The 21942-nt window shown below is 37.1% G+C and carries 22 protein-coding genes; 11 read left to right on the forward strand and 11 right to left on the reverse strand.

Annotated features, from left to right (window positions below; translation table 11 throughout):
• Positions 1-5 precede the first annotated feature (5 nt).
• Positions 6-971, forward strand: coding sequence for a LacI family DNA-binding transcriptional regulator (locus IGJ46_RS04970; protein ID WP_002357893.1), 966 nt, complete (start codon positions 6-8; stop codon positions 969-971).
• 32 nt (positions 972-1003) lie between these two features.
• Here the strand turns inward: IGJ46_RS04970 and IGJ46_RS04975 are convergent, their stop codons facing one another.
• Positions 1004-1534, reverse strand: a complete 531-nt coding sequence (locus tag IGJ46_RS04975; protein ID WP_002384665.1) for a DUF5067 domain-containing protein — start codon at positions 1532-1534, stop codon at positions 1004-1006.
• Between the two features lie 270 nt (positions 1535-1804).
• Positions 1805-2518, reverse strand: a complete 714-nt coding sequence (locus tag IGJ46_RS04980) for a GntR family transcriptional regulator (protein WP_002366529.1) — start codon at positions 2516-2518, stop codon at positions 1805-1807.
• Between the two features lie 241 nt (positions 2519-2759).
• Between IGJ46_RS04980 and IGJ46_RS04985 the strand changes: the two genes are divergently transcribed.
• The 3 genes from IGJ46_RS04985 (at position 2760) to IGJ46_RS04995 (ending at position 6199) form a co-directional block, all read left to right on the forward strand.
• A complete protein-coding gene (locus IGJ46_RS04985; RefSeq protein WP_002357890.1) occupies positions 2760-4193 on the forward strand; it encodes a glycoside hydrolase family 1 protein in 1434 nt (477 codons plus the stop codon).
• Positions 4194-4217: 24 nt separating this feature from the next.
• The gene (locus tag IGJ46_RS04990; protein WP_002394374.1) at positions 4218-5267 is read left to right on the forward strand and encodes an oxidoreductase; all 1050 of its coding nucleotides are present in this window, start codon (positions 4218-4220) and stop codon (positions 5265-5267) included.
• Between the two features lie 473 nt (positions 5268-5740).
• On the forward strand, positions 5741-6199 hold the full coding sequence (locus IGJ46_RS04995; RefSeq protein WP_002357887.1) for a DUF441 domain-containing protein: 459 nt from the start codon (positions 5741-5743) through the stop codon (positions 6197-6199).
• Between the two features lie 38 nt (positions 6200-6237).
• Here the strand turns inward: IGJ46_RS04995 and IGJ46_RS05000 are convergent, their stop codons facing one another.
• The 3 genes from IGJ46_RS05000 to efbA all read right to left on the reverse strand — a co-directional run bounded on the left by IGJ46_RS05000 (position 6238) and on the right by efbA (position 8784).
• Positions 6238-6579 carry an iron-sulfur cluster biosynthesis family protein gene (locus tag IGJ46_RS05000; protein ID WP_002391631.1) on the reverse strand — a complete coding sequence of 114 codons (342 nt, stop codon included), beginning with the start codon at positions 6577-6579 and terminating at the stop codon, positions 6238-6240.
• Positions 6580-6652: 73 nt separating this feature from the next.
• A complete protein-coding gene (locus IGJ46_RS05005) occupies positions 6653-6916 on the reverse strand; it encodes a hypothetical protein (protein ID WP_002381957.1) in 264 nt (87 codons plus the stop codon).
• Between the two features lie 155 nt (positions 6917-7071).
• Complete coding sequence (gene efbA / locus IGJ46_RS05010) at positions 7072-8784, reverse strand: fibronectin-binding protein EfbA (RefSeq protein WP_002397201.1); 1713 nt, start codon at positions 8782-8784, stop codon at positions 7072-7074.
• 219 nt (positions 8785-9003) lie between these two features.
• Between efbA and IGJ46_RS05015 the strand changes: the two genes are divergently transcribed.
• The 4 genes from IGJ46_RS05015 to IGJ46_RS05030 all read left to right on the forward strand — a co-directional run bounded on the left by IGJ46_RS05015 (position 9004) and on the right by IGJ46_RS05030 (position 13474).
• Entirely contained in the window at positions 9004-9663 is a 660-nt protein-coding gene (locus IGJ46_RS05015; RefSeq protein ID WP_002397202.1) for a hypothetical protein, read from the forward strand.
• 1145 nt (positions 9664-10808) lie between these two features.
• A complete protein-coding gene (gene trpX, locus IGJ46_RS05020) occupies positions 10809-11798 on the forward strand; it encodes a tryptophan ABC transporter substrate-binding protein (RefSeq protein ID WP_002391629.1) in 990 nt (329 codons plus the stop codon).
• Between the two features lie 24 nt (positions 11799-11822).
• Positions 11823-12710 carry an ABC transporter permease gene (locus IGJ46_RS05025; protein WP_002357879.1) on the forward strand — a complete coding sequence of 296 codons (888 nt, stop codon included), beginning with the start codon at positions 11823-11825 and terminating at the stop codon, positions 12708-12710.
• A complete protein-coding gene (locus IGJ46_RS05030; RefSeq protein WP_002357878.1) occupies positions 12707-13474 on the forward strand; it encodes an ABC transporter ATP-binding protein in 768 nt (255 codons plus the stop codon). Before IGJ46_RS05025 ends, IGJ46_RS05030 begins: the two co-directional genes overlap by 4 nt.
• Positions 13475-13504: 30 nt before the next feature.
• Here IGJ46_RS05030 and IGJ46_RS05035 read toward each other — a convergent pair whose 3' ends face one another.
• On the reverse strand, positions 13505-13966 hold the full coding sequence (locus IGJ46_RS05035) for a threonine/serine exporter family protein (RefSeq protein WP_002357877.1): 462 nt from the start codon (positions 13964-13966) through the stop codon (positions 13505-13507).
• A gap of 11 nt (positions 13967-13977) precedes the next feature.
• Positions 13978-14754, reverse strand: a complete 777-nt coding sequence (locus tag IGJ46_RS05040) for a threonine/serine exporter family protein (protein WP_002378231.1) — start codon at positions 14752-14754, stop codon at positions 13978-13980.
• 231 nt (positions 14755-14985) lie between these two features.
• On the opposite strand from IGJ46_RS05040, the gene IGJ46_RS05045 reads away from it, so the two are divergent.
• A complete protein-coding gene (locus IGJ46_RS05045; protein ID WP_002357875.1) occupies positions 14986-15192 on the forward strand; it encodes a hypothetical protein in 207 nt (68 codons plus the stop codon).
• 17 nt (positions 15193-15209) lie between these two features.
• Here IGJ46_RS05045 and IGJ46_RS05050 read toward each other — a convergent pair whose 3' ends face one another.
• Complete coding sequence (locus IGJ46_RS05050) at positions 15210-15989, reverse strand: Cof-type HAD-IIB family hydrolase (protein ID WP_002363786.1); 780 nt, start codon at positions 15987-15989, stop codon at positions 15210-15212.
• Between the two features lie 214 nt (positions 15990-16203).
• Here IGJ46_RS05050 and IGJ46_RS05055 point away from each other — a divergent pair, with 214 nt between their 5' ends.
• Together IGJ46_RS05055 and IGJ46_RS05060 are read left to right on the forward strand one after the other, a co-directional pair.
• Entirely contained in the window at positions 16204-16923 is a 720-nt protein-coding gene (locus IGJ46_RS05055; RefSeq protein WP_002381953.1) for a response regulator transcription factor, read from the forward strand.
• A complete protein-coding gene (locus tag IGJ46_RS05060; protein WP_002357872.1) occupies positions 16923-18392 on the forward strand; it encodes a sensor histidine kinase in 1470 nt (489 codons plus the stop codon). Before IGJ46_RS05055 ends, IGJ46_RS05060 begins: the two co-directional genes overlap by 1 nt.
• A gap of 37 nt (positions 18393-18429) precedes the next feature.
• On the opposite strand, the gene IGJ46_RS05065 is transcribed toward IGJ46_RS05060, so the two are convergent.
• From IGJ46_RS05065 to IGJ46_RS05075, 3 genes are all read right to left on the reverse strand, one after another.
• Positions 18430-18981, reverse strand: coding sequence for a hypothetical protein (locus IGJ46_RS05065; RefSeq protein ID WP_002360506.1), 552 nt, complete (start codon positions 18979-18981; stop codon positions 18430-18432).
• Positions 18982-18995: 14 nt separating this feature from the next.
• Positions 18996-19697 (reverse strand): hypothetical protein, encoded by a 702-nt coding sequence (locus IGJ46_RS05070; RefSeq protein ID WP_002360505.1) that lies wholly within the window; start codon positions 19695-19697, stop codon positions 18996-18998.
• A gap of 105 nt (positions 19698-19802) precedes the next feature.
• Positions 19803-21911 carry an LTA synthase family protein gene (locus IGJ46_RS05075; RefSeq protein WP_002366543.1) on the reverse strand — a complete coding sequence of 703 codons (2109 nt, stop codon included), beginning with the start codon at positions 21909-21911 and terminating at the stop codon, positions 19803-19805.
• Positions 21912-21942 lie beyond the last annotated feature (31 nt).

Below are 21942 nucleotides of genomic sequence, written 5' to 3' on the forward strand. Positions count from 1 at the left end.
AGTCCATGGTAGGAATTAAAGATATTGCAAAAAAAGCAGGCGTATCAATCTCGACCGTTTCTTACGCATTGAATGGTAGTTCAAAGGTAACTGAAGAAACACGAACGCGCATCCAAGCAATTGCTGAAGAGCTAAACTATGTTCCTAACATGGCCGCTCGCACATTAAAACGTCGTCAAACCAATATTATTGGTGTCTATTTGGCCGATTATGGCGGTAGTTTTTATGGTGAATTGTTGGAGGGGATTAAGAAAGGCTTAGCACTGTTTGATTATGAGATGATTGTCTGCAGCGGTAAAAAGTCACATCTTTTCATTCCTGAAAAAATGGTGGATGGGGCAATTATTTTAGATTGGACATTTCCAACAAAAGAAATTGAAAAGTTTGCTGAACGTGGCCATTCGATCGTTGTCCTTGATCGAACCACTGAGCATAGGAATATCCGACAAGTTCTCTTGGATAATCGTGGCGGTGCCACGCAGGCAATTGAGCAATTTGTCAATGTGGGTTCAAAAAAGGTTCTTCTGCTTTCTGGACCAGAAAAAGGTTATGATAGCCAAGAACGATTGGCTGTTAGTACACGAGAATTAACTCGTTTTGGGATACCTTATGAAATTATCCAAGGCGATTTTACCGAACCTTCTGGTTATGCTGCTGCTAAAAAAATTTTGAGTCAACCACAGACAGAACCAGTCGATGTTTTTGCTTTTAATGATGAAATGGCGATCGGTGTCTATAAATATGTTGCAGAAACAAATTACCAAATGGGGAAAGACATTCGGATTATTGGTTTTGATAATTCTGAACTAGGTGCGTTTGTGCAACCGCGATTAGCAACAATTGCCTATTCTAAACATCGATGGGGCATGGTGGCTGCAGAGAAAATTATTCATTTAATGCGGGGAGAACTTGCTGAGAGCGAACACATTTACACACGTTTTATAGAAGGAGAATCTTTTCCATCTGAATAATAAATAAAAAGTTTGGTCCAATGCTAGCTAAGCTAGCGGACCAAACTTTTTTCTGTAATGGTAATTTCTTCTGATGCAATGGGTTCATCCAGACTGAGAAGGCGATCTCTAAATTTAAAATGGACCGGCTTGTTCTCATTAATAAATTCATACGGGTAAGCGCCTTGGATTGTTTCACCAGGATTGATTTCATCTGCTAAACGATCTAATTTGTCTTGGAAAGGTGAATCTGTTAAGACTGCATATTGTAAATTTTGGGCTTTTCCGTGGACAGTTTGACTAACTTCCATAAAACTTTGAATCATTAGCTGAATATTTTGTGTTTTTTCGGTTGTATTGGTTAATTCAAACAGGACATAAAACATTGGTTTGCCTTGATAATCTTTTCCTTTATGCAAGGCAGTTAAGGCTAAACGCCCATCTGGAACCAACAATGTTCGATTTTCATACGTCCCAATACTTGTCGCCAAGACTTCATCAGGTGCGGGCGCACTTTGACTTGCTGGGCTGCCACTTACAGTTGAACAAGCACTTAATAAGGTACTTAGAACGAGTAAGCTCATTAAAATGTAGGGTTTCCTCATATAAAGTCCTCACTTTGGTTGATTGACTATGTAAAAAACAAATTGCTTGTATCTATATAAAAAAGAGTGCTACAAGCAATATTTTAATCGTAGTTCTAGTAAATAGCAATACTTTTATCAAAATTCATGTTTGGAAATATAATTTGAAAAATATTTTTAACTAGCAGAAAAACATTTCTAACAAAAAGTATTGGCTCAAAGTAAAGAGATCATTTTGTTAGAAATGAGAAATGGCAACATAAAAGTTTTCTATTTTTCTGCAATTAAGACAGTTTCAAAAGTGAATTCACTAGGAATATGATTCGCAATTGAGTATTCAAAAATATGTCCATTGCCTAGGTAAGCAATTTGTTCTGCACGCATCAGGAAATCATTATCGGTTAAGTTTAAATATTTTTTTTCCAACGCAGAAGGACGGATCCCAGAAATGCTGACCCGCGCACTTTGAATTTTTTGATGCAATTGTTCCGAAATATATTGATAAATGGAGACTTTCAATTCTTTCATTGTCAAGTTCGGAATTAAAGCAACGGGCATCCAAGTGTATTCAATAATTGAGGGCACATCTTCGATAATCCGTAAACGAATAATTTTGTAGACTAACTCTTCTTCTGTAATACTTAATTTTTCAGTCACCCAAGGCTCAGGTACTTCTGTTGCAAAGCCTAAAACCACGGATTCAACTTTTCCATCGTAGGTTGAGTAAGTGCCGGTTAACGGAGAAAATTTAGTAATGGTTCGATTTTGAAAGTCTTGAACAAAGCTGCCCGAGCCACGTCGTCTGACAACATAACCTTCTTGCACAAGCAAATGTAAGGCTTTTGTAATGGTTAGTTCGCTGACTTGATATTTTTCTGCAAGAAGACGACCTTGGGGTAACTTTTGATTAATGGGATAAACACCTGCTTCAATATCCTGTTTTATAGCTGCATAAATTTCTTTATAACGTGTATTTGTCCGCATCAGAGTCCTCCTTTATCACCAGTATTTCTCTCATTATACCATGAATTTAACATGTTAAAACTATATATTTATTTTTAACGTAACCACTTAATAATCAAGTACTTAAATAAAAGTAGTTGACTTATTCTTTTTAAAACTATATAGTTTTAAAGTGAACAGAAGAACTTATTGATCTGATTGGTACTTTTTGTGAAAACCTTTTACAATAAAAGGGTAGCACAGAAAAGAGGGAGGTATGACAATGGAACATCATCAACTAAAAGCATTTCCGCAAGATTTTTTATGGGGCTCTGCTTCGGCAGCTTATCAAGTAGAAGGTGCTTGGAATGAAGACGGCAAAGGCGCATCTGTTTGGGATGAATTTGTTCGGCTACCAGGAAAAACGTTCAAAGAGACAACTGGCGATTTAGCCGTCGATCATTATCATCGTTTTAAAGAAGATGTGGCTTTAATGAAACAACAAGGTTTAAAAGCATATCGTTTCTCGATTGCATGGACACGAATTTTACCTGAAGGGCGTGGTCAAGTAAATCAAGCGGGACTGAAATTTTATTCAGATTTAATTGATGAGTTATTAGCGGCAGGAATTGAACCAATGGTAACTTTATATCATTGGGATTTGCCAGCTGTTTTGCAAAAAGAATATGGTGGCTGGGAATCAAGAAAAATTATTGCTGATTTTGTGGCCTATGCGAAAATTTTATTTGACGCTTTCCGTGGCAAAGTTCGCTATTGGATTAGTTTAAATGAACAAAATGTGTTTACTTCGTTAGGTTATCAATTAGCCGTGCATCCTCCCGGCGTAACAGATAATAAACGGATGTATGAGGCCAATCATATTGCTAATTTAGCCAATGCAGCAGTGATTAATGCGTTTCATGAATTAGAAATGCCTGGCAAAATTGGCCCTAGCTTTGCTTATACGCCTGTTTATGCCGTTGATGCGCATCCTGCCAATGTTTTGGCGGCTGAAAATGCAGAAGATTTGCTGTCGCATTTTTGGTTAGATGTCTATCTTTGGGGAGAATACCCAATTGCCGCATTAAATTACTTAAAGGAGCAAGGTGTGGCCCCAACGATAAAAGAGGGCGATTTAGCGTTACTACGTTCAGCCAAACCTGATTTTCTAGGTATTAATTATTATCGGACGGATACGGTTGCTGCTAATCCATTAGATGGCGTTGGAATAGGGAAGATGAATACAACGGGTGAAAAGGGTTCTGAAACGGAATCTGGGGTACCGGGTTTATTTAAAAAAGTAAATAATCCATATGTTGAACGAACGAACTGGGATTGGGCCATTGACCCGCAAGGTTTGAGAATTGCCTTACGACGATTAGCTAGTCGCTATCAAGTGCCTATTTTAATTACTGAAAATGGGTTAGGCGAATATGATACCTTAACAGAAGATAAACAAATTCATGATACGTATCGCATTGATTATTTGCGAAGCCATATCCAAGCGATTCAAGAGGCGATTACGGATGGTGTTTCAGTTATTGGTTATTGTACATGGAGTTACACCGATTTACTGTCGTGGCTCAACGGCTATCAAAAGCGTTATGGTTTTGTCTATGTGGATCAAGATGAAACACAAAAAGGTTCCTTAGAAAGAATCCCGAAGGACAGTTATTATTGGTATCAAAAAGTCATTGAAACAAATGGACTTATCTAATTATAAGAAAAGAGTGTGGAAAATATGACAGTAAAAATGGGGTTTATTGGATTTGGTAAAAGTGCCAACCGCTACCATTTACCTTACGTAATGATTCGAGAAACACTAGAAGTGAAAACGATTTTCGATTTACATGTTAATGAAAAAGCAGCAGCGCCCTTTAAAGAAAAAGGCGTAAATTTTACCACTGATCTTAATGAATTATTGACGGATCCAGAAATTGAATTGATCACAATCTGTACACCTGCGCATACACATTATGATTTAGCCAAACAAGCCATTTTAGCTGGTAAATCAGTGATTGTGGAAAAACCATTCTGTGATACGTTAGAACATGCAGAGGAATTATTTGCTTTAGGGCAAGAAAAAGGGGTAGTAGTGATGCCTTATCAAAATCGACGTTTCGACGGCGATTACCTAGCGATGAAGCAAGTAGTAGAGCAAGGCTTTTTAGGAGAAATCAATGAAGTGGAAACACATATTGATTATTATCGACCAGGAAGTATCACGGAACAAGGACCTAAAGAAAATGGTTCGTTTTACGGACTAGGCATTCATTTAATGGATCGCATGATTGCTCTTTTCGGGCGTCCAGATCAAGTCACTTATGATATTCGTAATAATGAAGTGAGCGAGGCAGTCGATAATTATTTTGACGTTGATTTACATTATGGTTCAAAATTAAAAGTAAAAGTTAAAACGAATCATTCTGTCGCTAGTCCGTATCCACGTTTTATTGTTCATGGCAGCAATGGCTCGTTCATCAAATATGGTGAAGATCAACAAGAAAATGATTTAAAAGCCGGAATCATGCCAGATGCACCAGGCTTTGGAGAAGATTCACCAATGTATTATGGAGAAGTGACCTACCGTAATGGCAATGGCGACTGGATTAAAAAACAAATTAAAACGCCTGTAGGTGATTACGGTCGTTATTATGATGCCGTTTATGAAACGTTGAAAAATGGTGCACCGCAACTAGTAACTAAAGAGCAAGCATTAACTAACATCGAAATTTTAGAAGCAGGTTTTCTTAACCCAAGTCCAAGTGTTTATCATTTGAAAGAAAACTAAAGCGTATTTAAATGACTTGAAAAGCGCCTGCCCTACAGTCCAGACAACTGTGGGGCAGGCGCTTTTATTTATAAAGAATTGTGAATTTTAATATAAGAAACGTATATTGTTAGTAAAAATAAAAAAAGGAAAGACATCTTAGTAGCACTACTTCCCCAAGAATTGCTACTAAAATGTCTTTTGTGATGCTCGCTCAATTGAAGAGCCTTAAATAGGATATCGAATATCCAGTATAAATGCAAGTAAACTACTTTATAGTTAATATTAGTATACTTCATAAAATAATTTTTCAAAGAGAAAAAGGCTTGTTATGAGAAAAAATTAATTTTTAACTCGTTTTTTCTAAGCAAGATTCAGGTGAAAAAGACAATAATTACTGAAGCTGAATGGTAATTAAAGAGGTTCTTTGCTAAAATAGGAAAGACAAGAAAGTTTGGTTAACGAAAGAACCAAATCAGAAAGGAGGACAACCAGTGGAAAGTTGGCTTTTTTTACTACTGATTGCCTTGATTGCGTTTGTTGCAAAAAATCAAAGTTTATTAATTGCGTCAGTTGTTGTGCTTGCTTTAAAAGCTTTACCAAATAGTGCGAAAATCATGTCGTGGTTGTCAGATAAAGGCATTAATTTAGGCGTCACAATTATTTCAATTACCATTTTAGTCCCGATTGCTACAGGACAAATTGGCTTAAAGGATTTAATTCAATCATTCAAAACACCGATGGGATGGCTGGGGATACTTTGTGGAATTCTGGTGGCTGTTTTATCCTCAAAAGGAGTAGGTTTAATTAATCAATCGCCAGAGATTACGGTGGCCTTAGTTTTTGGAACGATTCTTGGCGTCGTTTTTTTAAAAGGAATTGCAGCTGGTCCGATTATTGCATCGGGGATGATGTACGTAATCATTACTACCTTTCAAGCCTTTCAACACTAAAAAAGCAAACAAAACGCGTAAACGTTTTGTTTGCTTTTTTAGTGTTGATAAATGTCCACATTACTATCTAATATGCCACTTTCATTTTTTAAAGTAATGGTTCCCGCATTCGGATGAATCACTAGCTGTAAATGCCCTGTTAAAAACATCTGGTCATACGTCGAAGTATAGACGTGAAAAGAATCATTAGCAATTGTTTCGGTATAAGGCGCTTCTGCTTGATCAACAGGAACGATAATGAAACGATCGCCAATCATACAACAACCTTCTGCGGAAGAATAAGGATTAGAGCCGTCATTTGCTACCAACAAGAAGGTGTTCGTTTCAGTTAAGAAAGGGGCTAAACGTTGTTTTACTTCTTCAGAAATAGTCAGAGACATTTGCCTCACTCCTTTAAATAGTATGTAAAAGGAAGAGGGTAGCTTGTCGCTATGCCGCTCTTCAAAGGTTTTATTATTTGCTTGTTTCTTTACTGCTTTTTTTGAAAAGAGCAATAGAAAAGGCGACAACTAAGACAACTGTTGCAGCTAAAACAAATGGATTTTTTGTTGCTGATGTGAACCCTAGGACTGTTGAACCAATCGCACCTACGTAAGATAAAATAATCGCTGCTTTCTTTGGTGTTGAAAGTTCTGTAAAGCTATCGCGGAAGGCGACACCTAAACCTAAAGCGCCAATAAAGGCAAACATCCCAAAAATAATGTGTAAAAAGACCATGAATTTCACCTCCAACAGTCAGTATAGAGAGAAATAGCTAGTTTGTAAACTAATTGAGCTTACTTGTGTTATTTATCACTTGATAAATGTCTTTGCCAATGCAAAAAAACAACGTACGATCAATCGGCAGTACGTTGTTTTTTAGTTTAATATAATTAGGAAGCAGAAGCCTTATTTTGCTGGATTTTTTTGATCGATTCTTCTGTTGGCGTCACATATAACGTTCGTTGGTTTTCATAAATCACATAACCTGGTTTTGCTCCATTGGGTTTATGCACATGTTTTACTTGGACATAGTCAACAGGAACTTGTGAAGAAAGTCGATATTTTGAAAAATAAGCTGCTAGAAGTGCGGCTTCAGTAAGGGTTTCTTCGCTAGGATGTGCGTCACGAATAATTACATGAGATCCAGGAATATCTTTGGCATGGAGCCAATAATCAGTTTTTTTAGCGGTTCGTAAAGTCAATTGATCATTTTGCAAATTGTTTTTTCCAACGAGAATAGGTGTGCCATCTGTGGCATAAAAAAGATCGGGTTGGCTTTTTTTCGGCTGTTTTTGTTTTTTATTTTTTTTACGTTTTAAATAGCCTTGCTCAATCAGTTCTTCACGAATCACTTCAATGTCCATTGGTGTCGCAATTTCAAGTTGTGCCACAACTGACTCTAAATAAGAAATTTCTTGTTGTGTTTGCTGAATTTGTGTCTTAACAACTCGGACAGCATTTTTCAATTTTTGATATTTTTGAAAATATTTTTGTGCATTTTGATTAGGTGAAAGTGCAGGATTTAGCGAGATACGCAACGGTGCATTTTCTTCATAATAATTTGGTAATTCCACCTCGGTGGCTCCTTTTGGGACTTGTGCCATGAAGGTTGTTAATAGTTCTCCGTCGCGACGGTAATTTTCAGCGTTTTCTGTATCGGCTAAGGTTTGTTGTAATTTTTTAAGTTTCTTTTGATTTCTTTTTAGTTCATTTTCAATTTTGCGAATTAGTTCGCCGCCTTGTTGTTTGACACGGTCTTTCTCTGCTTTACCAGAATAAAAAGCATCTAGTAATTCACTGAGTGTCGGATACGTTGTTTGTTCACCAACTAATGATTGATAAGGAGTGGGCGTAAAATATTCTTTTTTTTCAGTGACTGTTAATGTCGGTACAACAGCTTCAGTGACTGAGGACCAAAATTCCGTCCAGATGGCCATTTTTTCATTTGGTTGTGCAAGTAAACGGGCACTTAATTCGTCTGCTGTATCTTTGCCTAGACCTTGGAAATGTTGTTGTAAATAGCGTCCGTTTAATTCAGGAGCTGTAGAAAGAAGCGCAAAGACTTCTTCTTTTGAGGCCGTGAGCGGATTAAGTCCCATTGGTTTTGGCGGTTCAATATAAGTTGCTCCAGGAAGCAACGAACGATAACTATTTTGGCTCATTCCAATGTGTTTAATCGCATCTAAGATTTTTCCAGAAGATTGGTTAACTAAAACGATTGTACTGTGACGTCCCATTAATTCAACAATCAAAACAATATTTTGTAAGTCACCTAGTTCATCTCTTTTTGAAAAGGTGAAGTGAATCACACGATCATTTTCTATTTGTTGAATCGTTTCTAAAATGGCACCGTCCAGAAATTTTCGTAACATCATCACAAAATTAGGAGGTGTTTCCGGATTGCTATAGGTAATTGTAGATAGTTGTATGCGCGCATAACTAGGATGTGCTGATAATAATAATTTATGGTTTTTACCTTTCGCACGAATGACTAAAACGACTTCGTTTTCATAAGGCTGATGGATTTTTGAAATCCGGCCACTTACGAGTGTTTCTGTCAACTCATGAACCATGCTATGAGTAAATACGCCATCAAATGACATAATAAATCCCTCGTTTCTTTCCGACTAATAGCTTTATTATAGCGGAGTTTTTGAATTTAAGAAAGAAGCTTGTTAAAAAGGAGTTGGGTTTTCCTTAGAAAGCTGGGGAAGTTTGCTGGTTTTTTTAGTAATTAAAGCGCAAGGGTAGGCAAGAAAGAAAATGATTAGTATAATAGATAAGAACTAAAAGCGAGGAGCGATTAGAAGTTGAATAATTTTATGGAAGAACTAAAAGAGGCACTTTATGAATTAAGACAAAGAAAACTGTTAATGATTACCGCTATTGTAGCATTAGTATTAATAATTGGCTCAATCATTTTTATTCCAACGATGCAAAAAAATATTCGAGCTGCTCAAGTTGAATCGTTAGTCGCAGGACCCATCAAATCAGAGAAAGTCAGTGTCTTAGATTACAAAACAGCAGACAAGAAAATTCAAGAAACAGGAGCCATGTCAGTCATGTTTGCTAAACCGTCTGGCAAGCAATACGATCAAATGGTGAAGCTGTTTAATTCAGATAAAATGAATGAATTTCATCGTTCGCTGTATATCTATCCGTTAATTTATAATGCTGGCAAAGCAGAAGAGCAATACAATGTTAGCGGCGATGAGATTACGCTTGTTTTCTTTGAAAACGGCAAAGAAAAGACACGGACGGTTGTCGAAAAATCTATGGATTTAAAAACACAATTAATACCAGAATTAAATCGATTACCGATGGCTGGCGTTTTGAAAGACCAACAAAAGGCAGCCCAAGAAGCTGAAAAAGAAGCAGCAAAGACCGCTGAAACACAGACGACGACCAGCACGACTGGCGTTGCTCAATCTACTGAAACGACGACAGAAAGCACTGATACAGTACCAGAAACTGGTGAATAATAGCTAGCTATGTTAAACTTAGATTGTAGAAAGTTTTAAGGAATTAGAAAGAGGGGATTTTCGATGGCATTAGTAATTTCAATGACGATTTTAGTAAGTTTATGGCTGATTCAATCGCAAAAACAAGCAGTTAAAGTTCCCGTGAAAATTGAAAGAAACCGAAACAATTAAGTGGTAAATATGCTGAAATAAAGAAAAACGAGCCTCTCATAAGAGTGGCTCGTTTTTTAGAAGTAAAAGAAATGCAAGAAAATAAAAACTTTTTCTTGACGAACAAAATCAATATAGTGTAGACTACCTTTAACAACATAACTAGGAGGGAAAATACATGACACAATTATCTAACGTAAAAGAAATGCACCAATCATGGCAAAACTGGCGTAGATAGTTGTATGTATGATTCTTTCATAGATACAACTTTAGAAGACTTATTCTAAAAAGTGTATCTATGCTGGTTATATTCAAGAAGAAAAAACGACCACATAGAGGACCCATCTATGTGGTTTTTGTTTTGCATAAAAACAACGACCACTCCTAAACACTTAGGATAAGTCGTTGTTTTTTTGCTACGAATCACTATGATTGGCACGAAGTGACAGAGTAGATGATGAGTAGTACAAGGTGAGCGAAGAGAACGTTGTCACATTCGTAGAATCACTACGATTGGCACGAAGTGACAGAGTAGATGCAGGCTGCGCATACTCGCCGCAGTTTGGCCTTCAAGAGTGATGAGTAGTACAAGGAGAATGGAGAGAACGTTGTCCCATTCGTAGAAAAGTGCTCCTGCGATTCTCACCAAAGTTGCGATCCTCGTCGCAGCTAAATCCTGACAAGCACTACGATTGAGTAGATGCAGGCTGCGCATACTCGCCACAGTTTGGCCTTCAAGAGTGATGAGTAGCACAAAGTGAACGAAGAGAACGTTGTCCCATTCGTAGAAAAGTACTCCTGCGATTCTCACCAAAGTTGCGATCCTCGTCGCAGCTAAATCCTGACATTTGTAAAAAAGTGTTCCTAGGATTTTGACTAAGCAGAGGATTACGAATCTCAGTTTCACTTTCAACGGAAGAAATGCCCTATAGATAATGGTTTTATTATTAAAAAGAAAAAGTTGCCAAACAAAAGGGCAGTTAGGAGAATGCAAAATGAAAAATAAACGTTTAACGTTTGTCGTGTCTTTATTAGCTATTTATTTAATTGGTGCTTTTTTTGTGAATCAAAAAGTGACGAATTCAAAGAAAGAAACAGTTACTGTAGGGGTTCTGCAGTTTGTCAGTCACCCCGCATTGGACGAAATTTATAAAGGTGTTGAAGAAGGGTTAAAGGAAAATGGCTATGACAAAGGCAAAAACTTAGAAATTATTTTTCAAAATGGTCAAGCCGACCAGAGTAAGTTAGCAATCATGAGTCAACAATTAGTACAAAAAAAGGCAGACGTTTTAATTGGTATCGCCACGCCAGCTGCGCAAGCGTTAGCCAACACTACCCAAGAAATCCCGATCATTTTAGGCGCCATTACGGACCCTGTTAGTGCTGGATTGGTGAAAGACAATCAAAAGCCAGGCGGTAACATCACGGGTGTTAGTGATCAATCACCTTTGTCAGCCCAGATGGATTTACTAAAAGAATTGATACCAGCTGCCAAAAAAATAGGTATTCTCTATGCTTCCTCAGAAGAAAACTCTCGATACCAAGTAGCTGAAGCGCAGAAAGCAGCTGAAGCCAAAGGATTGACAGTGAAAACATATGCTGTGCCATCAAGTAATGAAATTGCACAAACGGTTCAAGTGATGACTAAGGAAACAGATGTGATTTATATACCAACTGATAATACGATTGCTAATGCCATGCAAACGGTAGTCGGAGAAGCAAATCGAACCAAGACGCCGATTATTCCTTCGGTGGATACAATGGTAGAACAAGGCGGTTTAGCAACAGTAGGGATTAATCAACATGCGTTGGGGGTACAAGCCGGCAAAATGGCAGCAGAGGTTCTGTCTGGAAAAAGTCAACCAGCAACTACACCCATTTATACCTTTAATACAGGCGACACAATTATCAATGAAAAACAAGCTCAAAAGTTAGGAATTACGATTCCCGCAGAGTTAGCAAAAAAATCGAAATTGATTAACTAATTATCAAAGAAAGTAGGAGAAGCGATGATTGTTTCAGCAATTGGACAAGGAATGTTATGGGCCTTGTTAGGACTAGGTATTTTTATGACTTATCGTATTTTAAATTTTCCAGATATGACCACAGAAGGTTCATTTCCGTTAGGGGGGGCGGTTTGTGTAACTGCCATTACAACGGGGGTTTCACCATTTGTAGCGACTCTTTTAGGGGTCGGAGCAGGAATGCTTGCCGGTTTAGTGACTGGTTTACTATTTACAAAAGGAAAAATTCCAATTATTTTAGCAGGAATTTTAGTGATGTCTGGTTTAAATTCCGTGATTTTATTTGTGATGAAGTCGCCAAATAAGTCTTTATTAAATCAACCGAAGATTCAAGATGTTTTTCAAAAAATGGCCTTACCCGATTATTATGATACTATTTTTTTAGGGATTAGTGTTTTGGCTGTGGTAATGATTTTACTGTTATTTTTCTTTAACACTAGTTTAGGACAAGCCTATATTGCGACAGGTGACAATGAAGAAATGGCTCGCTCGATTGGCATTCAAACGGATCGCATGAAAATTTTAGGATTGGTTTTATCGAATGGCTTGATTGGCTTATCTGGCGCTTTGATTGCTCAAAATGATGGATATGCGGATGTAAGTAAAGGAACCGGTGTCATTGTGATTGGCTTGGCTTCACTCATTATTGGTGAAGTACTGTTTGGAGAATTAACGTTTGGTGAACGGCTGATGGCGATTGTTGTAGGGAGTATTATTTATCAACTATTGATTTTATTAGTGATTAAATTAGGCTTTGATACGACGTATTTGAAAATCTTCTCAGCAGTGATTTTAGCAATCTGTTTAATGATCCCACAATTGAAAAAAGCATTACGACTACACGGCTTTTCTGATAAGGGGGAAACGAAATGAAACCAGTTGTTGAATTAAAAAATGCGACAAAAATCATTGATAATGGGATGAATGAAAAAAAAGTGATTTTGGATCATGTGAACTTAGCCATTTATCCTGGGGACTTCATTACTGTTTTAGGTGGAAATGGCGCAGGTAAGAGTACGCTATTCAATAGTTTAGCAGGAACTTTGACACTAACAGAAGGACAATTTTTAATTGAAGGAGTCAATCGCACCAATCTTTCTGAAGTCAAACGGGCCAAATCTCTAGCGCGTGTTTTTCAAGATCCTAAAATGGGGACAGCACCAAGAATGACTGTGGCAGAAAATTTATTGCTTGCCATGAAACGCGGACAAAAACGTCCCTTAACATTACGGAAGATAAATGAGCAACGCGCCTTGTTTACAAAAATCTGCCAAGAAGTTGGCAATGGCTTGGAAAATCATCTGGATACACCGACAGGTAACCTTTCTGGCGGTCAACGCCAAGCCTTAAGTTTATTAATGGCCACTATCACAAAACCAGAATTATTACTTTTAGATGAACATACTGCTGCCTTAGATCCCAAAACATCCAAGCAGCTGATGCACTTAACGGAACAACGGATTGAAGAAGGGAACTTAACTTGTTTAATGATTACCCATCGAATGGAAGATGCTTTACGATATGGCAATCGTTTAATTGTTTTACAAAAAGGTAAAATTGTTCAAGATTTAAACGCTGCTGAAAAAGCACAATTAACGCTACAAGATTTGTTGCTGTTCTTTGAAGAAGTAGAATAAAAAACAAGCTCAGAAAATGAGCTTGTTTTTTTATTTTTTGACCAATCGGAAGAGTCGCTTGGGGAAAAAACGTTTGACAATTCGTTCCAGTAGCGAGGTCACCATAAAGCCCGCTGCGATAGCTGCAGCAGTAAAGACAACTTTTAAAATCAACTGCAAACCGTCATCAATATTTCCTAACAAAATGCTCCGAACTGCTTGATAGGCAGGGCCTCCTGGCACTAAAGGAACCAAACTCGGAATATAAAAAATAATCATCGGCATTTTTTTGTAACGGGAAAAAAAGATACTAGCGATTCCTAACCCGACCGTTCCTAAAAAGTTTGCAAAGGTTTGACTAGCATCAAAAGTTTGCGTTAAGACATAATAAATCATCCAGCCTGTCATGCCAGTAATGCCACAAGCCACCAGTGCTTTACGAGGAATGTTCGTAATAATACCAAACGTCACAGTCGCTAAAAAACTAAAGAGAAGATGAAAAATTAGTTCCATTTGAACACTCCTTACATAAATAATTTAAAAATCAAGGCAATTCCCAGGCCAACAGACCCAGCAATAAAAATAGCTTCTGTCCCTCGCGCCGTCCCGCTGATGAGGTGGCCCGCTAAAATGTCGCGAAAAGAGTTCGTAATCGCCACACCTGGAACTAACGGCATTACCGCACCAATAATAATATTATCGATGTTGACCGCTAAGTGAAAATGCACAGCCAAATAGGCCAACAAACCAATGACAAAAGCGGCTGCGAATGAATCGAGGTAAGGAACTTGGAATAACTTTTGGGTAAAAAGATAACTGGCATACCCAATCACGCCAACAAAAAAAGTTGCAATAAAATCTTGCCAAGTGCCACCAAAAATGTACATTAACGTACAACTAACAATCCCGGCTGCTAACAAGCGTAACGAAATTGAAAAAGTGGGGGTATCTGTTTCTAATAGAGTTAAGCGCTGATAAAGCTCTGGTAGAGTAATCTCTTTTTGCGCAAATTCTCTTGATAATTGATTGACAAGGCTAACTTTTTCCAAATTAATCGAGCGCTGGGGGATGTTTTCTAATTGCGTATAATTACTGGAACGAAAACCCACGAAAATCCCTGTAGCCGTCGTGTAACAAACGCTCTCTGGCTCGCCAGCATTTGCTGCAATCCGAGTAATTGTATCTTCGGTTCTATATACTTCAGATCCGCTTTCCAGCATAATTTTTCCAGCTAAAATGCAAGTATCAATAATTAATTGTTTTCTTTTTTCGCTATTAACCAAAGGAATGGCTCCTTTCATTTCGAGTTCACTTTTAGTGTATCATTTTTTTTAAGAACTGTACGCAATTTAAAACAGAGATAGAAAAAAAGTGTGATTTTTTACAAAAATGAAACGAATCTTAAGAATAAATGAAAACAAATAAGGAATTAGTAAAAATTATGGGTTAGTTGTAAGAATCTAGGATCTTTCCTTGCATTTTAGTAGGAAACATCCTATCCTAAACATAGAAAAACAAAGGGGTCAATAAAAATGGACAACCAATGGTTACTCTACGGAATTAGCAGTGTCGTATTAATTATTTTAATCAGAAGAACAATCCTATCAGGAAACATCGTATTAAGTTGTTTGTTGGGAGCGATTTTGCTGATTCAAGTAGTGGGAGTAGCTCTCTGTGCACAGCAGAAAAAGAAAAATGAACATACAAAAGAACTACCTTCTTCTAAAGTACATCAATAGAAGAAGGTAGTTTTCTCTTATAGTAAATCAAATTTTTTCAAGCCATTAACAATGCCATTTTCAGTATTTTTAGTTGAAATAAAGGTGGCTTTTTCTTTTAGTTCTTCTCGCGCATTACCCATGGCAATTCCATAATCACAGGCCTCAAACAGCGCCAAATCATTGATGCCATCACCAAAGGCATAAGTGGGAATGCCGTTTAATCCCAAGGTGTTAAAAAGATTTTTGACACCAGAGCCTTTAGAGACCCCTTTACGAACAATATCAATTGAAAAAGGACCATTGCGATAAAAGGTCAATTCAGGAAACCGCTCATAGTAATATTCATCATCATCGCCATGTTGACTTAAGACCAACATCATGTTGACGGCATCATTCTCATAACCTGTGGGATCAATTTCTGGAACAGCTGAATGAATATAATCATAGGCTTGTTTCACTGTGCCAGTATGCCCTGTACAAAAAATACGGCGCTCATTGTAAAAAGCCAATTCATGACCACGCTGTTTGACATGTTCATGCAGTGAAACACATTCCTCTGTTGTAAATTCATCTGAATAAATCGTTTTTCCTTCATAATGAATAAATTGCCCGTTCATTACAATCGCAGAATCAATGCCACTGGCTTTCATAATTGGCTGAATCTCACACAAGGTCCGTCCTGTCGCAATTAAAGGTAAAATTTGATTGTCTTTCAAGGCCGCCACTGCTGCGGTAATCTCAGGAGTTATTTGCGATGTTCCATCTAACAAAGTTCCATCTAAATCAAAAAAAGTAATAGCTTTCATTTTATCCATACCCTAACATCCTCTCTACGCTTGTTATTTTAACAAACTTTTCTGAAAAGACAATGGGTTCCTTTCGTTTTCTTTAAAAGAGCAGGAAAAAAAGTGATTTTTGATGGTTCTGTAAAGGATTTTTGAAGAAATATAGAATCGGTTGGTACAAATTCAATTTTAGAGTATACTACAATAGAGCAGTTTTATGAAAAGTGAATAAGGAGTGAATGAAATGAATATATTAATGATTGAAGACAATGAATCCGTCTCAGAAATGATGCAAATGTTTTTCTTAAATGAAGGGTGGGAAGCTACCTTTAAAGATGATGGCAAAGAAGGATTGGCGACTTTTCTTGCTTCGCCAGAAAAATGGGACATGATTACGTTAGACTTAAACTTACCTAGTATGGATGGGATGGCTGTTTGTCGTGAAATTCGCAAAGTTTCAGCCAATGTTCCCATTATTATGTTGACCGCTCGTGATTCTGAAAGTGACCAAGTAATTGGCCTTGAAATGGGTGCGGATGATTATGTGACAAAACCATTTAGTCCATTAACTTTGATTGCACGGATGAAAGCTCTACATCGTCGTGCCGAGGTGGCAGAGGCTGCGCATGATACGTCTGAGAATACAGATGAAACATTTGATGTGATTACGGATCATTTTAAAATGAATACGAAAACACGAGAAACATATTTAGATAATCAATTAATTGAAGGCTTAACACCTAAAGAATTTGATTTGCTATACACTTTAGCAAAAAAACCACGCCAAGTCTTTTCACGCGAACAACTACTAGAATTGGTTTGGGACTATCAATACTTTGGCGATGAACGGACAGTTGATGCCCATATCAAAAAATTACGACAAAAAATTGAAAAAGTAGGTCCTCAAGTCATCCAAACGGTTTGGGGCGTAGGGTATAAATTCGACGATTCAGGTGTTGCTTAATGAAGTATTTGTATCAACAATTACTTGCTTTTATAGGTGTGATCGCTCTGATTATTCTCATTGTCGGAACGTCTTTCACACAATTGACCAAGCGCACAATGCAAGAAAATAACTATGAACAGCTATATGGTTATGCAGAATCGGCTTTAGAAACACGTGACTTTTTTATTAATGTCGCAGGCGTTTCGGATCGAGATGTTTTATCCTATTCATTTCAGTTGACTGAACGTGTACTCCAGAAGCAAGATGTGCAATTTGTGTTTATTAACAAGGACCGCGAAGTGCAGTACCCACCAGTTGATAGCACAAAAAAATTAGACTTTTCCTTAATCGATAAAAATTGGGATCAAATCATGAAAGGCAATCGTGTTTATGCAACAGAAAACATTGATATTTACGGGGCCCGAAATACTTCGTCCTATGTAATGTTACCGGTGTATGCATCAAATCAGTCTTCTGATAAAAAAGTGATTATTGGTTCACTCGTTATTACACAACCTGCCAAAAACGTTGACCGAAGTGTTCAGTCCGTGACACAAAACTTGATTAAAGGCTTTATTTTTTCTGGTGTGATTGCCTTGTTACTAAGTTATCTATTTGCGACTTTCCAAGTGAAACGAATTAATCGGATGCGTAAAGCCACCAAAGAAATTACTAGTGGAAATTTTGATATTCAATTACCGGTTCATGACAAAGATGAATTTGATGACCTAGCAGAAGATTTTAATAAAATGGCCGCGTCTTTAAAAGAATCACAAGAAGAAATCAATCGGCAAGAAGAGCGCCGTCGTCAATTTATGGCGGATGCCTCTCATGAAATGCGGACGCCTTTAACAACTATTAATGGCTTGTTAGAGGGATTGCAGTATAATGCTATTCCTGAAAATCAAAAAGAGAATGCGATTAAACTGATGCAGAATGAGACCGCTCGCTTGATTCGCTTAGTCAATGAAAATCTTGATTATGAAAAAATTCGGACCAACCAGATTCAAATTGTTGTGAAGAAGTTCAACGGAACAGAAGCTTTAGAAAATATTGTGACTCAACTAACGGCCAAAGCTGAAGCCGCCGGTAATCAATTGTATTTAGACACCACCGAACCAATTGATGTGTATGCCGATTATGATCGTTTCGTTCAAGTAGTTGTCAATATTGTTCAAAATGCCATCCAATTTACTGAAAATGGCGAAATTCATATTGCTTTAGAAAAAGGCTATTTAGAAACTATTGTCCGTATTTCTGATACAGGAATCGGCATGACGGAAGAGCAAATTCTGAATATCTGGGATCGTTATTACAAAGTAGATCCATCCCGTAAAAATACGAAATATGGAGAATCAGGATTAGGCTTACCAATCGTTCAACAATTGGTCCGTTTGCATAAAGGAAAAATCAATGTTGAAAGTGAACTTGGTAAAGGCACCACATTTATTATTTCATTTCCTGATGTTGAAATTACTGAAAACTAAAGAAAACGTCTGGTCACAATCAGTGCCAGACGTTTTTTTAGTTTAATAACGCATGTAGAGACAGAGGGTGCACATAGGGACTATCAATAATTTGTGGATCTTTTGTCAGAAATAGCAAGCGCTTGTTTCTTTTTTGAACTGCTATTTTTAATTGAGGTAAAATTTCTTGACGTTGTCCAATCGTTAATGAAGAAAAGATGTCATCAATCACTAACGTACTTGTTTTTGAAAGCAAAAGTTGTATTATGCGCATTTTAATTTTTTCAAAAGTCGTAAAAGAAGTAAATGAACGACCAAGTAAGGCAGGTTCTAATTGGAACACCTGGAAAGCTTCGGCTAGAACTACTTTTCGATCCCGTTCTTTGATCGTACTAGCGATAAATAAATTTTCTTCTAATGGCAAGTAGGGCAGAAAGGTTTCACTAGAAGAAAGCCTAGTAATGGTTAGTTGGTTTGTTTGGAAAAAATCGGCCAATGCGAGTTCTTGTTCTGGAGCAGAATAAATGATTCCATAAACTTCTCGCAAAGCTAACGCGTCGAATGAGGATTTTTTTTCGGTTGTTTTTTTGAATGATGGTGTGACATTCATAGAAAATCCCTCCCTTATTTCTTATGTGTACGTAAATAAATCAACGTGAAAGGAGTCCCGCAAACAAGAGGAATGCCAAGCAAGATTAAGCAGTTAACAAAGCAGTTACGGATTGTATAAAGTGACTGCATACTTTTAAAATCAAAAGAAAACGCTTGGATCGTTTGAATCCCTAAATGCTGGATATTTGTAATCGTGACATCCTGGTCGGTACTTTTAGCTAAAAATGCTGGAGTTTCCAAATGAGACCACTGTAAAATAGCATCACGAGCAGCCCAAAGAACAGTATTATACGTTTCTTGAAACATTAAAGTGAAAAGTAAAAAACTGAAAATTCCTAATAGAGCCGGTAAACATAACTCTAGTAAGAGCTGTTTGGTGACATACATATTTGAAAAGTGCATGTGATACCATGTATGTATTTCTTCCTTTTTTATGCGTAATGTCACATACATCAACAGAAGAAAAGTAACACCAAAGAAAATGACACTACCTAGATAGAGGTGCCAATAGTATTGGATCAGTTGGTAATGGTAACTAGTTTGTTTTTCAATATCGACAAAGTCTGGCATCGTTCGTAAAAACTCTTTTTCAAAATCAATCAAGTTAAACAGCCCAGTCAATAAGAAAGAGAACAGGAAGAAGAAGAGTGCGGTGATTAACGTGATTTTTTTATGATAAAAACTACTAGCTGTAGCGTAACGGACACTTCTCATCAACTTTCACCTCTCTAAACTATCTTTAGTATAGTGAAATAATATGAATTAATTATGAAAAAGTAGCAAAAAAGCTTGAGCAAATTGCTCAAGCTTTTTGAAGATTTATTTACCAGTTTTTTGATAGCCTTGATAACTGTCAGTGTGATATTCATCAACGGTTGATTTATTATTGTTTTTACTGTAAACACTCGTTGATTTTTCACCTTTTTCTTTTTCAATTGCTTCCAGTTGTTGCAATTGGTTCTTGTAATCATAGTCTTCTGGGTTAACTGGTTTTAAGCCGCTATTGGTATAGAAACGAAGCAAGTCACCGTTAGTAATTTGGTCAGACGTTTCTAATTGTTTCGTCGCTTTGGCTTTTAAATCAGCGACTTCTTTCTTAACTTCTTCGGTTGGCTCTGTAATTAAAGCGCCTGTTTTAGTATCGTAAATGCTAGAACCTAAAATAGTATATTTAGGTGTTACAACATTGCCGTTGCGGAAAGCAACGATTTGATTGTGTTGTTTAGAGAATAAATCTTGGCCTAACTGAATGTAGTTTTTCGTATCGACACCAAGCAAGTGTAGAAGGGTTGGTAAGGCATCAACTTGGCCGCCATACGTATGGTTCACACCGCCATTTTCTTGACCAGGAACGTGAATCATATAAGGAACACGTTGCATATTGGCGTTGTCAAAATCGTTCCAATCTGCTTTGGTTTTACCTACTAATTCTGCTAAGTTTTGGTTTCTTGAATTAGAAACCCCATAGTGATCGCCATAAAGAACAATGACTGAGTTTTCATAGAGACCTGAAGATTTCAAGTAGTTAAAGAATTCTTCGACCGCTTTATCTAAATAATTCGCTGTTGCAAAGTAACCATTAATTGTTTCGTCAGAGGTTTTTGCAATTGGGAATCCTGCTTCATCGTTTGTAAATTGAGAATAAGGATAATGATTGGACACAGCAATAAATTTAGAATAGAAGGGTTGTTGTAAATGTTCTAAATATTGAACGGATTGATTAAAGAATGGTTTATCGTGTAACCCATATTGGAATGAGTTATCTGAATTAACATCATAATAACTAGCATCAAAGAAATAGTCATAGCCTAAACGTTTATAGGTTTCATTCCGATTCCAGAAGTTACCAGCATTTCCGTGGAAAGCAGCGCTAGTGTAACCTTGCGTTTGTTTTAAAATATCGGGTGCTGCTTCAAACGTATTTTTGCCACCAACTTGTGTAAAGAGTGAACCTTGGTCTAAACCAAATAGTGAATTTTCAAGTAACGTTTCGGCATCACTTGTTTTTCCTTGACCAACTTGGTGGAAGAAGTTATCAAAGCTAAAGGTACTTTTACTATTGTAAAGACTATTGATAAATGGTGTGACTTCGTGTTCTACGCCATTTTCATCTTTTAATTTGTAATTAACTAAAAATTGTTGGAAACTTTCTAAATGGATATAAATTACATTTTTGCCTTTTGCAATACCAAACTTACTATCATCGGGTGCCGCATATTGTTGTTTCACGTAATCTTCAACTTGTTTCATATCGTTAGCACTGGCTTCGGCACGGACTTGGTTTGTTTGGTAAGTTGTAATGCCATCGTATACGGTAAAGGCATTTAAGCCTAAGAATTTCACGATATAGTCACGAGAGAATTGACGTCCTAATAATTGGGGACGTTCTGTTTCAGCCATAAATAGATTGAATAAGAAAAAGACAACAGAAAGGAGTGTGACAGAGACTGCTACACGTGCGCGGACTGGACGGGCATCTGTTTTAATTTTTTTCGTTAATAATAATACGCCAATAATAATGAAGTCTAAGAAATAAATGACGTCATAAGGTCTAAAGAGACGTAAGGCACTTTCGCCAAGACCGCTAGCTACTTTGCCAGCACCAAGCATCGTATTAACTGTGATGAAGTCAGTAAATTCTCGATAATACACGACATTTGAGAAGAGCAGTAAACTCATCAAGAAGTAAATAATCATCATTGTAATATAAGAAGCTTTTTTACGGCGAACATACAAAGCAATGGCTAATAAAAAGACCGTTGTGGCAATTGGATTAATTAAGAGTATGAAGTACTCGTTAATATTTTCCAAACGTAAATGGAAATCAACGGCGTACGCAAAGAGGTTTTTTAGCCACAGTAAGATGGCGATTAGCGAGAATAACCCCAGTCGCGTGTTTAAAATATTTGTTTTAAATAATTTTTTCAAAATAAACGTCCTTTCTAAACGATGATTCTAT

The sequence above is a fragment of the Enterococcus sp. AZ120 genome, assembly GCF_050546165.1.
Classification (GTDB): domain Bacteria; phylum Bacillota; class Bacilli; order Lactobacillales; family Enterococcaceae; genus Enterococcus; species Enterococcus faecalis.

Excerpts from the sequence above, each read along its gene's own strand:
- IGJ46_RS05030 (WP_002357878.1), top strand. The coding sequence starts at position 12,707 with ATGAAACCAGTTGTTGAATTAAAAAATGCGACAAAAATCATTGATAAT.
- IGJ46_RS05045 (WP_002357875.1), top strand. The coding sequence starts at position 14,986 with ATGGACAACCAATGGTTACTCTACGGAATTAGCAGTGTCGTATTAATT.
- IGJ46_RS05015 (WP_002397202.1), top strand. The coding sequence starts at position 9,004 with ATGGAAGAACTAAAAGAGGCACTTTATGAATTAAGACAAAGAAAACTG.
- IGJ46_RS05040 (WP_002378231.1), bottom strand. The coding sequence starts at position 14,754 with ATGAAAGGAGCCATTCCTTTGGTTAATAGCGAAAAAAGAAAACAATTA.
- IGJ46_RS05060 (WP_002357872.1), top strand. The coding sequence starts at position 16,923 with ATGAAGTATTTGTATCAACAATTACTTGCTTTTATAGGTGTGATCGCT.
- IGJ46_RS05005 (WP_002381957.1), bottom strand. The coding sequence starts at position 6,916 with ATGGTCTTTTTACACATTATTTTTGGGATGTTTGCCTTTATTGGCGCT.
- IGJ46_RS05025 (WP_002357879.1), top strand. The coding sequence starts at position 11,823 with ATGATTGTTTCAGCAATTGGACAAGGAATGTTATGGGCCTTGTTAGGA.
- trpX (WP_002391629.1), top strand. The coding sequence starts at position 10,809 with ATGAAAAATAAACGTTTAACGTTTGTCGTGTCTTTATTAGCTATTTAT.
- IGJ46_RS05000 (WP_002391631.1), bottom strand. The coding sequence starts at position 6,579 with ATGTCTCTGACTATTTCTGAAGAAGTAAAACAACGTTTAGCCCCTTTC.
- IGJ46_RS04970 (WP_002357893.1), top strand. The coding sequence starts at position 6 with ATGGTAGGAATTAAAGATATTGCAAAAAAAGCAGGCGTATCAATCTCG.
- efbA (WP_002397201.1), bottom strand. The coding sequence starts at position 8,784 with ATGTCATTTGATGGCGTATTTACTCATAGCATGGTTCATGAGTTGACA.
- IGJ46_RS04975 (WP_002384665.1), bottom strand. The coding sequence starts at position 1,534 with ATGAGCTTACTCGTTCTAAGTACCTTATTAAGTGCTTGTTCAACTGTA.
- IGJ46_RS04985 (WP_002357890.1), top strand. The coding sequence starts at position 2,760 with ATGGAACATCATCAACTAAAAGCATTTCCGCAAGATTTTTTATGGGGC.
- IGJ46_RS05065 (WP_002360506.1), bottom strand. The coding sequence starts at position 18,981 with ATGAATGTCACACCATCATTCAAAAAAACAACCGAAAAAAAATCCTCA.
- IGJ46_RS05070 (WP_002360505.1), bottom strand. The coding sequence starts at position 19,697 with ATGAGAAGTGTCCGTTACGCTACAGCTAGTAGTTTTTATCATAAAAAA.
- IGJ46_RS05050 (WP_002363786.1), bottom strand. The coding sequence starts at position 15,989 with ATGGATAAAATGAAAGCTATTACTTTTTTTGATTTAGATGGAACTTTG.
- IGJ46_RS04980 (WP_002366529.1), bottom strand. The coding sequence starts at position 2,518 with ATGCGGACAAATACACGTTATAAAGAAATTTATGCAGCTATAAAACAG.
- IGJ46_RS04990 (WP_002394374.1), top strand. The coding sequence starts at position 4,218 with ATGACAGTAAAAATGGGGTTTATTGGATTTGGTAAAAGTGCCAACCGC.
- IGJ46_RS05055 (WP_002381953.1), top strand. The coding sequence starts at position 16,204 with ATGAATATATTAATGATTGAAGACAATGAATCCGTCTCAGAAATGATG.
- IGJ46_RS05035 (WP_002357877.1), bottom strand. The coding sequence starts at position 13,966 with ATGGAACTAATTTTTCATCTTCTCTTTAGTTTTTTAGCGACTGTGACG.